The 12,216-nt window shown below is 65.2% G+C and carries 12 protein-coding genes; 4 read left to right on the forward strand and 8 right to left on the reverse strand.

Annotated elements, in window-relative coordinates; genetic code table 11:
- Positions 1 to 14 precede the first annotated feature (14 nt).
- Together BP26_RS0105075 and nirK are read right to left on the reverse strand one after the other, a co-directional pair.
- Positions 15 to 785 (reverse strand): formylglycine-generating enzyme family protein, encoded by a 771-nt coding sequence (locus tag BP26_RS0105075; protein ID WP_029919494.1) that lies wholly within the window; start codon positions 783 to 785, stop codon positions 15 to 17.
- The gene (gene nirK / locus BP26_RS0105080; RefSeq protein ID WP_245611710.1) at positions 785 to 2,251 is read right to left on the reverse strand and encodes a copper-containing nitrite reductase; all 1,467 of its coding nucleotides are present in this window, start codon (positions 2,249 to 2,251) and stop codon (positions 785 to 787) included. Before nirK ends, BP26_RS0105075 begins: the two co-directional genes overlap by 1 nt.
- Before the next feature lie 163 nt (positions 2,252 to 2,414).
- On the opposite strand from nirK, the gene BP26_RS0105085 reads away from it, so the two are divergent.
- A complete protein-coding gene (locus BP26_RS0105085; RefSeq protein WP_169740647.1) occupies positions 2,415 to 3,647 on the forward strand; it encodes an NnrS family protein in 1,233 nt (410 codons plus the stop codon).
- Positions 3,622 to 3,873: a hypothetical protein gene (locus BP26_RS29205; protein ID WP_157572369.1), complete on the forward strand. Its 252-nt coding sequence runs from the start codon at positions 3,622 to 3,624 to the stop codon at positions 3,871 to 3,873. The genes BP26_RS0105085 and BP26_RS29205 overlap by 26 nt, the downstream gene beginning before the upstream one ends.
- Before the next feature lie 180 nt (positions 3,874 to 4,053).
- On the opposite strand, the gene BP26_RS0105095 is transcribed toward BP26_RS29205, so the two are convergent.
- The 6 genes from BP26_RS0105095 to BP26_RS27345 all read right to left on the reverse strand — a co-directional run bounded on the left by BP26_RS0105095 (position 4,054) and on the right by BP26_RS27345 (position 9,891).
- Positions 4,054 to 6,324 carry a pyruvate kinase gene (locus tag BP26_RS0105095; protein ID WP_366518033.1) on the reverse strand — a complete coding sequence of 757 codons (2,271 nt, stop codon included), beginning with the start codon at positions 6,322 to 6,324 and terminating at the stop codon, positions 4,054 to 4,056.
- Positions 6,325 to 6,453: 129 nt separating this feature from the next.
- A complete protein-coding gene (locus BP26_RS0105100; protein WP_029919498.1) occupies positions 6,454 to 6,894 on the reverse strand; it encodes a universal stress protein in 441 nt (146 codons plus the stop codon).
- A gap of 48 nt (positions 6,895 to 6,942) precedes the next feature.
- Positions 6,943 to 7,836, reverse strand: coding sequence for a CHAD domain-containing protein (locus tag BP26_RS0105105; protein ID WP_084182815.1), 894 nt, complete (start codon positions 7,834 to 7,836; stop codon positions 6,943 to 6,945).
- A gap of 234 nt (positions 7,837 to 8,070) precedes the next feature.
- Complete coding sequence (locus BP26_RS0105110) at positions 8,071 to 8,247, reverse strand: rubredoxin (RefSeq protein WP_029919500.1); 177 nt, start codon at positions 8,245 to 8,247, stop codon at positions 8,071 to 8,073.
- Positions 8,248 to 8,260: 13 nt separating this feature from the next.
- On the reverse strand, positions 8,261 to 9,157 hold the full coding sequence (locus BP26_RS0105115; protein WP_029919501.1) for a fatty acid desaturase: 897 nt from the start codon (positions 9,155 to 9,157) through the stop codon (positions 8,261 to 8,263).
- 65 nt (positions 9,158 to 9,222) lie between these two features.
- Positions 9,223 to 9,891, reverse strand: coding sequence for a TetR/AcrR family transcriptional regulator (locus BP26_RS27345; RefSeq protein ID WP_029919502.1), 669 nt, complete (start codon positions 9,889 to 9,891; stop codon positions 9,223 to 9,225).
- 132 nt (positions 9,892 to 10,023) lie between these two features.
- On the opposite strand from BP26_RS27345, the gene BP26_RS0105125 reads away from it, so the two are divergent.
- Both BP26_RS0105125 and BP26_RS0105130 read left to right on the forward strand, forming a co-directional pair.
- Complete coding sequence (locus BP26_RS0105125; RefSeq protein ID WP_157572370.1) at positions 10,024 to 10,467, forward strand: hypothetical protein; 444 nt, start codon at positions 10,024 to 10,026, stop codon at positions 10,465 to 10,467.
- Positions 10,468 to 10,894: 427 nt separating this feature from the next.
- Positions 10,895 to 12,178 carry an MFS transporter gene (locus BP26_RS0105130; protein WP_029919504.1) on the forward strand — a complete coding sequence of 428 codons (1,284 nt, stop codon included), beginning with the start codon at positions 10,895 to 10,897 and terminating at the stop codon, positions 12,176 to 12,178.
- The last annotated feature ends 38 nt before the right edge of the window (positions 12,179 to 12,216 follow it).

Genomic DNA, 12,216 nt, shown 5'->3' on the forward strand with positions numbered 1-12,216 from the left:
CCAGGCTAGGTATCTCATTGGCCGGTTGCCGGCAGATCTTTGGCACAGCGGAAGCCGAGCGAGCGGGTCGTGTCGTTGGGCTTCAGGCTGCTGAGCATGGCGACTCGCATCAAAACTGCAAAATTCTCCTTTTGCTGCAAGCTGAGCGCGCCGCTACCGCAGAACTTCTGGGCCTCGTCGCTGCTCATGAGGGAATTGGCGTCCTGTACCCATTCCCACACCAGGTCGTGCAGGTCGAACAAACCATAGACATCGGTGGCAGACTGCTCCACCGGCCGAAGATCCTTCCCGGCCGGGCGCGCATACCAATCCAGCAAAGCCTGGCGCCAAGCAGGATCGGCGCGAGCGTCGCGCTCCGTGCGGCTGGCCGCGGCGGCGAGTTCCCACTCGTACCAGGTCGGCAGGCGTGCGCCTTCAGCCTCGCAATACGCTTCTGCCGCAAACCAGCTGATTCGCGTCACCGGCTGCTGCGGCTGGGCCGTCGCGCCCAGTTCGGCGGGCGCCAGCCATTGACCCAGGTAGTCGGCGCCGGCGAACAGCGGCGGCACGACATCGCGGCGCCATTCCGGATAGGCCTTGACGAAGCTCAGAAATTCTCCATTCGTAACCGGGTGCCGTTGCAGCTGGAAGCCGCGTACAGTCACCGCGGCTGGCTTCACGCCCTGTAGCGCCGATTGAAAGTGCGGATTGCCTTCTACCGGGAGATAGGGATTGTCGGCCACGGCGGTTGCGGCGCAGCACATCAGCGCCAGCGCCGCACCACGATCTATCCAGCGCGGCTTCATCAGTGCGCCGCGCCCTCGGGCCGTTTGGTGGAACCGCGCAATTCCTTGACCTCGTCCGCGCTCACTGCGTCGCCGCTGTTGCCCCAGCTGTTGCGCACGAAGGTCAGAATATTGGCCAGCTCGTCGTCGTTAAGCTGGCTCATCGGCGGCATTACCGAGTCGAAGCCGTTGCCGTTGACGGTGATCTTGCCATTCAGGCCGTTGAGCACGATGCCGATCGCGCGCTTCTTGTCGGCCATCAGGAAGTCGGATCCAGCCAGCGGCGGGAAGACATTGGGCAGGCCCTGGCCGTTGCCCTGGTGACAGACAGAGCAGGTGCCGGTAAAGCGTGCCTCGCCGGCCTTGATCTGCTGCTCCTTGGTCAGGGTGCCACTGGCCTCCGCGGCGCGTGCCTCGGTGACCGGAGCCGGACTTGCGGCCTTGTCGCCCAGGTAGACGGAGTCCACTTCCTTGCCGGAATAGATTGCCTTGTTTTCCGGACCTGTGGCCTTGAGTATCGCCAGCGCGCCCTTGTTGAAGGCGCGGAAGATGGAATGATCGACCAGCACGTAGCTGCCGGGGACCGCCAGGTGGAATTCGACGATGGCGGCGCCACCGGACGGAATCAGCGTGGTCTGTACGTTTTCCTGCTCGTGCACGCCGCCTTCGTAGCGCACGCGGTCGAAGATCGCACCGATGACGTGGAAGCTGCTGACGAGGTTGGGTCCGCCGTTGCCGACGAACAGGCGCACCGTCTCGCCGACCTTCGCCTTCAGGGCATTATCACCGACCAGCGCCCCTTCGGAGCCGTTGAACAGCACGTAAGTCGGCTTCTCGTCGATGGCCTTCTGCATATCGAAATCCTGGTGGCCGTGCTCGCGATACTTGCCCACCGTATAGAAGTCTCCCTGCATCACGTAATACTCGTGGTCCACCGGCTTCATGCCTTCGGGCGGCTCGACCAGCATCAGGCCATACATGCCATTGGCGACATGCATCCCCACCGGTGCGGTAGCGCAGTGGTATACATAAATGCCCTGGTTGAGCGCCTTGAAGGTGAACTGGGACTCGTGTCCCGGTGCAGTGAAGCTGGAAGCCGCGCCGCCGCCCGGTCCGGTGACGCCGTGCAGGTCGATGTTGTGCGGCATCTTGTTGTCGGGGTGGTTCTTCAGGTGGAACTCCACCGTATCGCCCTGGCGTACGCGGATGAAGTTGCCCGGAACGGTGCCGCCGAAGGTCCAGAAGGTGTAGCTGACACCTTCGGAGATTTCCTTCTCGATCTCGCGCACTTCCAGCTCGACAATGACCTTGGCCGGATGATTGCGATGGACCGGGGGCGGCACCATCGGCGGACTGGTCAGCACGGCGTGGATGGGTTCGCCTTGCGGTGGTCCGAAGTCCCCGTGAGTGCCACCGGTTGACTTGGTGGTGGCGGCAATGGCAGTGAATACCCACGCCCCGGCAAGGCAGGAGGCAAGGACCGCCATGCTTGATCTTGTTCTTTTCATTTCGTTTCCTCACAGGCACGTGGCACAGCTTCAGATGGTATACATTAACTTGGTATTTTTGATACCACTTTGATCTGGATCAACCCGGTCTCGGGCAAGGCACCCGAAGATGCCTCGTGCGGGCACGCTGGTTCGTTGGTTCATGCGCATCAAGTCGACCCGTAGATTGCCGGCCCAGGTTCTGGCCAATTCCATCCATTTTTTTCGAGCGCCGATGTCCGCCCCGTCCCTTGCATCCAGTCCCCTGCGTGGTACCCAGCCCGTCCACCCGTTTCGGCCGCTGTTCCTGGCTGCCAGCGCGGCATCGAGCCTGGGCCTGCTGCTTTGGGGGGCCTTTCTGCACCTGGGATTTCTGCCGCAGGGTCCCCTGCCGCCCATCCTGTGGCATGGCCACGCCATGCTGTTCGGCTTTGCCGGCGCGCTCGTTGGCGGATTTCTGCTGACCGCGGCCGGCAACTGGACCGGTCGCCCGACCGCCGGCAAGCCTGCGCTCGGCGCGCTGTGCGCCGCCTGGCTGCTTGCGCAAATCGCGCTCCTTGCTCCCGTAGCAATATGGATCGGAGCCGGATTCGAGCTTGCTTATCTGCTCGGACTGGCCGTGCTGCTCGCCCGCGTCGTCATCGCCACGCGCAACCGGCGCAATTATTTCGTGATTGGCTTGTTGCTGGCATACGCCGCGCTCGATCTGACGTTCTTCATCGGTGCCTCCCGCGACCAGGCGCTGGCTGCGCAAGCCTTGTTTTGGACGGTGGATTGGCTGTCGCTGCTGATGCTGGTGATCGGTGGCCGGGTCATTCCGTTCTTTACCGGCCGACGGATGCCACAGGTCAAGGCAGTCGACTACAAGTTGCTTGCGGGAATCGTAAACGTCAGTGCGGCGCTGGCGCTGACCTTCGACATCGTGGCATTGGCGCCGCAACTGCGTGGCGGATTGTGGCTGTCTTTGGCGGTACTGACTCTGGTCAGGATGCTGTGCTGGCGCGGCTGGCGTACCGGCAGCGAGCCGATGCTCTGGTCGCTGCACCTGGGCTACGCCTGGCTGGCGATCGGCATGGCATTGCGTGGCATGGCACTACTCGGGATCTGGTCGCAATCGGAGACCACCGCAATGCATGGCATCACCGTTGGTGCATTGGGGACCTTATCGCTTGCCATGATGACGCGCGTCGCCCAAGGTCATGGCGGCGCGACGATCCGCGCCAGCCGCTGGTTGGCACTCGCCTTTGTTCTGCCGAGCATCGCCGCTTTACTGCGTCTGGCTGGGCCGCCGGTGTTGTGGACGACGGCGGCCACTCTTTGGACTTTGGCTTTCCTGATCTACCTGTTCAATCTGGGGCCGCTGCTGGTGCGTGGCCGTCCACCAGCAGGCGAGTAAATCCAGGTTCCTGACCTCGGTATTGACCCGAAGGTCGGTACTGGCCATCTCGCAAGGTATCGGCCATGCCCGTGGTCAACCGGCTGGGCCAGGCCCGCATAGTCGGCTGATCGTCATTGAAGACCTGCTGCAAGGACGATTGAAGGACTTGCAGGAGGAGCGCGATTGTGAGCGGATCCTCAAGATCGAGCGTCTCATCCCGACAGCGCGCAACCTGACTGCGTAGTTTCAAGCGAATAGGATTAATTCGCACATGCCGCTTTTCGGTCGAGGGTTGCGCGCGCAATGCCATCTCTCACCCCGCTCCCCATCTGCGCAGCGCGCGGCACGCTTGCTGAAATGACCGCCGTCGCAGGCGCGATTCATTCTGTTACAGACTCTTGGCGATGGAGCCAACGGGCGCTGCTCAGTGCAGAACTTCCGCGATACCGGTAGGAACCGAAGCGCGGCCGCCCAGTGCGGCCACCAAGTCCTCCGCCCGTACCCGGACCGAGTGATCCGGTTCGCGCCGTCCGTCGCGGAGCAGCAGTTGCGCTGCCCGTTCGACGGGGCCGCGGTGCCGTGCGAAGTCCGGCAGGGGCCTGGCCGGATCGATGCCAAGCGCCCGCGCCAGGTCATCGACATGGACGAAGCAGGGGATCATTTCGCCATTGCGAAAGGCGGTGAACACGACCATGCGCCGCTCCAGGTCCAGCTCCTGGGATTGCCCGAATCGCACCTCCTGATGGCTTGCCGGCTCCGGTGCCGATCCATCTTTGGTGAACGGCACCGCCGGTCCGCCCGCGGTCGTGCCGGCGAACAACCGTGCCAGACGCAGCGCACGTAGCTGCGGACTTTTCTTGGATTGATGCGCCTGCATGCGGCGCAGGATGTCGTCCAGTGTCCGCACGGCTTGCAGGATGTGCGGCCCCTTGTTCAGCATCACGCACTCGGCGCGATCACCCATCGCGGCGTCGGTGATTTCGGCACGCGAAGGCTGGCCCTCGCGCGCCAGGGTTTCAAGCACCTGTGTCGCCCAGATCACCGGCACGTGGGCCGACTCGCAGATCCAAAGGATCTCCTCCTGGACTTCGGCCAGGCGCTCGAAGCCGCACTCGACGGCCAGATCGCCGCGCGCGATCATCACCCCGCAGCGCGGCCACTTCATCGCTTCGAGCAGCATTTCCGGCAGACAATCGAAGCCCCGCCGCGTTTCGATCTTCAGGACGATTGCGGGGCGCTCGGCGCCAAGCCGCACGATTTCGCCGAGCAGCTGGCGCACGTCGTCGGCGCTGTTGGCGAAGGACAGGGCCACCATGTCGGCATTCCGCGCCACGAAGCGCAGATCCTGCACGTCTTTCGGCGTCAGCGCGGCCGGCAACCCCTGGCTGTCGGGCAGGTTGATGCCTTTGCCGCCGCGCAATTTGCCGCCGCCCGGACGTGTGCGCGTGATGCGCAGGCCAATTCCATCCGCATCGATGCGCTCGACGATGGCCCAGATGCGGCCATCGTCGAACGAGACCCTTTCGCCGACGCGCACCGCTTCGAACGCCTCCGGCGGCAGGCAACCGATCCGCGCAGGTGCCAGCAATGCGCCCTGCTCGTCGGTGGTTGCCATCCGTCCGGGCAGCCCGTCGCGGGTCAGGATCAGGACATCGCCCTGTTGCAGCAGCAGGACGCCTTCTCTCGCCGGCAAGGCCCCAACCTGGGCTTCGTGCCCTTCGCCATTGAGCGCAAGACCCGGTACGAAATAGGCCGTCTTGCGCAGTTCGGCCCAGCAGCCTTCGCTTCCGGCTTCCGCCACCTCCAGCGTGCGCCGCGCGCTGCGCACGTCGGTGAAATAGACCCTGCTGCCGGCCTTCAGCCCGGACAGCCACGCGCCTGGCACGGGCAAACTCGCGTCGGCCGCCCCCGGGGCCGGACACGGATGCTCCTGCGGCGTCAGCCAGACCCGGGCCGGAAGCAACACACGGCCAAGCTCATCGCGCTGCGGGCGCACCTTCATCACGGCGGGTCCGGGCTCCAGCGGGCCGGTGCGCAGCTTGGGTCCCGCCAAATCCATCAGCAGGCGGCAGCGCCGTTGCAGCGCTTTTTCCGCCAGCCGCAAGTGCTCCACCATCCGCGTCCAGGCCGCCGCGTCGTCGTGGGCGCAATTGATGCGCATGCAGTCCATGCCCTGGCGCATCAACTCCAGCACCAGGCCATAGTCCTGCGCCGCTTCACTGGGCATGGTGACCATGATTCTCACCGCGCGCTGCTCCGGCGCCGGCCCCATGAGGGCTTCGGTGTGCTCACGCAGCAGGCGCAGGCCGCTCGCCCGGTCGACGCCGGCCCGGTGCGAAGGTGCGGCTGCGCCGCCCGGGTCGCCTAATATCTTCAGCACCGCATTCAGTGTGCTCAGCACATGCGACTCGGCACGTCCCAGCGAGGACAGCCCCAGCTCCGCGAGACGCTCCTGCAAAGTGCGGATGTCGTGGCGCCGCAGCACGAGGTAATGCAGCAGATTGCCCGCACTGTCACGGTAGGCGGGGTGCAACTGGTCGGTGGCGCCTGGCTGCACGGCCAACATTTCATTGCGCAGCACTGCCAGCTCGTTGGCCAGGCTCTTGAGTTCGGCCGCGATTTCGGCGGGCTTTCCTGGTGCATTTCCATGAGTCATGACACGTCTTCCAAGTCCGTCCTGGACTGTCTGCAACATCAGGTTCGTATCGGCCGGCCTCAGTCATGTCCTGCCGCCGGGCTTGAGGCATCGTGCCGGACGCCGCAGTGGATCGGACTTGATCCAGGTCAAGGCGGCGGGCGGATCGATTCCGTCGTTCCCGCCGGTTCAGGGAACGATCAACACCGGCCGCGGCGAGACGCTTGCGAGTTTCTGCGAGACGCTGCCCAACATCAGCTCCCGCATCAACCCGCGGCCGCGACGGCCGACGACGATCACGCCCGCGGAGCAGTCGCGTGCTGCGCCGATGATCGCTTCCGCCACGTCTCCAGTGTGCGAGACCAGATGGATGTCCGTTGCACCCAGCAACGCGGCTTTTTCGCGCGCTTCGTTCAGCCACTGGCCCGAGAGGGACTCAAGCACATCGACGATAGAGCCCCCTTCGGTGCGGCGGAACTGCTCCAGTTCGTCCGGCGAGAAACCGAAGTTGCCGATCACATTGACGATCCACAGGCTCGCATGGGCCTCAGCCGCCATGCCTGCGGCCAACTCCAGGGCGCGTCCGGCACCTTCCGAGCCATCGATGGCCGCCAGGATTTTCTTTACCATTGTCGAAGCTCCGTTATGAGTGTTGGGTGTTGGGTGGTTGTGCCCTGCTTACCGCCAGAACGGTTTGCGCCCGGCGAGCGACTTCCATTCACGCCGCATCCGGCGGCCTCGCTTCGGACGCGCAAGGCGGCGTCGCAGGGCAGTGGCTTGTGCTTTGGCTCCTCCGTCCAGGCGCTTGCCGATGTGCGCCGCCAGGGCCCTGTCGACGATCCCGTCCTGGAACCGGCCAAGCTCGGCCTGGAGCTGGGAAATCAGTTCGATGTAGGCCCCGGTGTCGTCTTCGGGGAACCACTCGGCCAGCATTTCGCTTGCATAGCGCAGGCGCTTGAGGCTCATGCGCAGTCGATGCAGATCTTCCGCTTTGAGCCGGCGGAAATGCCGGCCACGTTTGCGGACCTGGCGCAGGCGCGCGTCCAGCGCCGCCACGGAAAGTTGCCGGATCGCACGGCTCGCGGGCTCGTCGCCGTTGATTCCCGGCACGGGCGGCTGGTCACGGAAGCGTCGCAGTTCCGCCAACAGGCGTGTGGCGCGGGTGCCGTGCAGAGCCCGCTTGATCCGGAGCAGTGCCTGGGCGCGCCGTGTCGCGATCGCCTCGAGCGCGAAGCGCCGGTCGGCTGCAGCATGCTCGCCCGGCCATGCGCGCCTCACATCGGCGAGAAACACGTCCCATTCGCGGACCGATGCGAGACGACGCATCAGCCAATGCAGGTTGCGGTCCAGCGCCCCGGACTGACGAACGGTCAGGACGCCCGGAAACGAGCCCAGGGCAGTCCGCAACTTCGTGATGGCCACGCGCAGCTGATGGATTTTTTCCGGCGTTAGTGCGTTGTCGACGGTGGCGATTTCATGCTCGACACGGCGCGCAAGGCTTGCGACAAGCGGCTCGACCACGCCCCGACCATGGCCACTGACGCTCTTTTCCGCACTTGCCATGATTTCCATCCGCGATGGTCCGGCAAAAGAATGCCGTCAGGCGGGAGGCATCGCCTTGACCTGAGTCAATGTGGCACAGACCCGTTACAGGAGCCCGCATGGATCATGGCGGCCATCTCCAATGGCGCCGGGAGGCGCCGGTTGAATGACCAAGAGTGCCAGAAGCGGCCCAAGAGATCCGGCTGGAACACGTGGTCAGTATTCATCGGCGTAATGCGCCCACGGGCCGCCGACGGGAAAACCTCAATCCTCGATCAACTCGTAATCTCCCTTGGCGGCGCCGCATTCCGGGCAGAGCCAGCTATCGGGAATGTCTTCGTAGCGGGTGCCGGGCGCGATGCCGCTGTCGGGATCGCCCAGGGCTTCGTCGTAGATATGGGAGCAGTAGCGGCAACGGTAACGTCGGTTGGGCGTGGGCATGGAGTGCTCCGGCTCAGGCGTTCGGTGCGGGATAGATGGTGGGGCGGATGGCGAAGCCGTGCTGGATGGCGAGATCCTTCTTGCGCAATTCGGGCTCCAGCAGCTCCCACACCTTGCGGTTGTTGTAGAACGGCGTCATCGGGTACAGGTGGTGGATCAGGTGGAAGTTCTGCGATTGCAGCGCCGGGCCCAGCAGCCATTCATGTCCCAGGCGCACGCTGGTGGCGCGGGTGAAGTTGTGTTCCTGCTCGGTGTCGTGGGGCACATGCGGCAGCCAGAAGAAGCTGAAGCCCAGGGTCAGGAAGATCATGCGCGAGGGGATGAACCACAGCATCAGCAGGTGCGGGCCGTAGCCGCAGGCGACCAGCACCGCCATGGTGGAGAAGCTGAAGAAGGCCCACCACAGCGTGGTGATGAGATAGGGGCGCGAGACCTTGTCGCCGTGCCTGAGGGCATGGATGAAGTAGAAGCCATCGATGAAGATCCAGCGGAACGGCAGGCTCCACCAGGGGCCGTGCAGCACGATGTCCGGGTCCTTGGCGCCGCTGGTGAAGCGGTGGTGCAGGATGTGTCCCCAGCGGAACAGCTTCAGGTTCACATACGGCGCTCCGAGCAGTACGGTGACCTGGCCGATCCAGTCGTTGACGCGCGTGTTGGTGGAGATGGCGCGGTGGATCGAATCGTGGATCACGCTGAAGGCGAGATAGCCGATCACGCTGTTGGCCACCATGCCCGCCCACAGCGGTATGCGGCCCATCACGGCGAGCACGTCGGAGCCGATGTAGACCGTCATCACCAGCAGCCATAGCAGGAAGGTCGGCCAGGACAGCCGCGGCGCGCGCGTCAGCGCCTGGAAGCGCGCCTTGCGCCCGGGGTCGAGGCTGGCGATGGAAATGGGCTGCTGGCTCATACTGGTTCCTCCTCGATGCGCGGGTCTCTATGCCCGCGCGTTGTGTGACGCTGTTGCGGCGATGTTCAGCGGCGCGCGCGTGCGGCCTTGACCGGGCGGATGGCGGCTTTCAATCCTGCGCGCGCACGTTTCACCGCCGGCGCGGCGGCGTCGAGCATGCGCTCGACCAGCGGCGCCACCAGCTGTTCCATGCTGTAGCCATGGACCAGCTGGTTGGCGACATGCAGCGTCATCAGGCCGTGCAGGGCAATCCAGAACTGGTGAGCCAGCTGCCGCGGCTCGCCGGCGAGCACACCGGCCTGCACGCCCAGGGCCAGCACCTCCACCACGTGATCGAACAGCCCGCGGCGCGCGGCGAGCAGCTCGGGGTACTGGTCCGGCGGCGGCTGCTCGGTGGAGAAGATCAGCAGGTAATCGGCGGGGTGCCGCTGCACGTATTCGACATAGGCGGCGGCGATGGAGCGCACCCGCTCCAGCAGCGGCGCCTGCACCGCCTCGCGCTCGCGCACGAACCGCTCGAAGTGCAGGGTGCAGTCCCGCCGCAGCGCCATCAGCAGCGCCTCCTTGTGGGGGAAGTAGCGGTAGGGCAGGGTGTGGCTCAGGCCCATGGCATCCGCGAGGCGGCGGAAGGTGAGCGCTTCCAGGCCCTCGCCGCGGTAGATGGCGAGCGCCGCATCGGCGAGGCGCCGCCGCATGGCGGCTTCTGCGGCGCTGGTGAGCTGGGGTCTGGCCATGACAATAGTAAACGCCGTTAAATTAACGTTGTCAAATAAACTGGAAATGGCCTGTGTAAGCTTTCCGTAAGCGTGGGGCCGCATCGTTGGGAAAAGCGCCGCAGTCAGGCGCCGCCGGAAAGGGGAGGGTCGATGCTCGATCTATGGATGTCCACCGCCATCTCGGCCTTCCTTTCGGCGCTGCTGGCCAATGAAATCCTGATGCGGCGCGCGCGCCTGCAGCTGACCCCGCTGATGCGCGCCGCCCTCCCCCGGTTCGAGCGGCAATGGGCCGGTGCCAGGCGCCGGCTGGTGATGCCCGTCGCATTGGTGGCTGCGATCATGCTGCTGCCGAGCCTGCTGCGGCTCTCGGGCTGGCTGCCCTCGCTGAGCCATTCGCTGGAGACCTTGGCGGTGGGGTCCGGCAGCGTCCTGATCCTGGTGCTGGTCTTCCGCTCCACGCGCGCGCAGCAGAAAGCCGCCGCCTTTCCCGATGCTTACCTCGCGGTTTCGCGGCGCAGCTTCGCCATCGTGGTGCTGGGGGTTTCCACCTTGTTCCTGATGGCGGCGGCGAAGTTCCAGTGGCCGCAGCTCTAGTCCGGATCTTGCTCCCCGTCTTCCGATCGCCCCAGGCCTGCTGACCCCCTGGTTTGTTCCGTTCGCTCGCCGCATGCGTGCCAACAAAAGCCCTTGGCACGCATGGCACGCATGGTGAAAATCGGCCCCTGATGTGCGCGGCGCCTGGGTGACGCTTGCGGCACGTGGGCTCCGATGGCGCGGGACTGTTCCATACCAGTACTTTTGATCGATGGAAGATTGAATGGTGCAGCGGTGATGGAGCGGAGAAGAATTGCCGTGCACGCCGCCGGCATTCACACTTCGGCTCGGCCGCGCGTCCCAGCATCGGCGCGGAGCCTTTATTCAATTTTTGTCCGGCAAGGGAATGTCGATCATGGCTGAACCCGCTGCCGCCCGGCACACTCGAGATCAGACGAGAGATGATTTGAGCACAGCAACAGGCGGCATGCCGCGGTCCTCATCCGCCGCCCCCGGCACCGGGCGCATCATGATGGCGAGCCTGGTCGGTACCACGATCGAGTTCTACGATTTCTATATCTACGGCACGGCGGCGGCGCTGGTGCTGGGGCAGATGTTCTTTCCGCCCGGGGCTTCCGGTGCCCAGTCGCTGGCGGCGTTCGCCACCTTCGGCATCGCCTTTCTGGCGCGGCCGCTGGGCTCGTTCCTGTTCGGGCATTTCGGCGATCGCGTCGGGCGCAAGTCGACTCTGGTGGCGTCGATGATGACGATGGGTCTTTCCACGGCGCTGATCGGCGTGCTGCCCGGGTACGCGAGTGTCGGCGCGCTGGCGCCGGCCCTGCTGTGCCTGCTGCGGCTGGGGCAGGGCATCGGGCTGGGCGGCGAGTGGGGTGGTGCGGCGCTGCTGTCGACCGAGTATGCGCCGCCCGGACGCCGCGCCTGGTTCGGCATGTTTCCGCAGCTCGGGCCTTCGCTCGGCTTCCTGCTGTCGAACGGCTTGTTCCTCGTGTTGCTGCTGGTGCTGACCGACCGGCAGTTCGCCAGCTGGGGCTGGCGCATTCCCTTCCTGGCCAGCGCGCTGCTGGTGCTGGTGGGCCTGTATGTGCGCACGCGGCTGGAAGAGACGCCGGCCTTCGCGCGCCTCGCCGCGCGCGGGGCGCAGGTGCGGGTGCCGCTGGCGGAGGTGCTGCGTCATCACAGCCGGAATCTCGTGCTGGGCGCGCTGGCCATCGTCGCCTGCTACGCGATCTTCTATATCTCGACCGTGTTCGCGCTCGATTACGGCGTGCGCATCGGGCACATTCCGCGCGGCCAGTTCCTGCAACTGATGTGCGCGGCGGCGGTGGCCATGGCGGCAATGTCGCCGGTGTCGGCGGCTCTGGCGGATCGCTTCGGCTGTCGCCGTGTATTGCTGGCGGGCCTGGTGTTGACGGGCCTGTCGGGCTTTGCCCTGTCGCCCCTGCTGGGAGCGGCGGATGCGCCGCATGCGCTGGTGTTCCTGGTGCTGGAGCTTGGCTTGATGGGGCTGATCTTCGCGCCGATGGGTTCGCTGCTGCCTTCGCTGTTTCCGGCGGAGGTCCGGTATACGGGAGCGTCGGCGGCTTACAACCTCGGCGGCATACTTGGGGCTTCGCTGGCGCCGTTTGCCGCGCAGTTGTTGCTGGCGCGCGGCGGGCTTTCGTGGGTGGGGTTTTATATCACCGCCGCGGCCTTGGTGAGTTTTGTCGCGGTGTTGCTGTTGCGCGAGCGCTCCGCCGGACAGGAGATATAGGCGCAATGCGCTTCGCCCCTCGATACACGTTGCTACGC

It is taken from the genome of Nevskia soli DSM 19509 (assembly GCF_000711955.1).
Lineage (GTDB): Bacteria > Pseudomonadota > Gammaproteobacteria > Nevskiales > Nevskiaceae > Nevskia > Nevskia soli.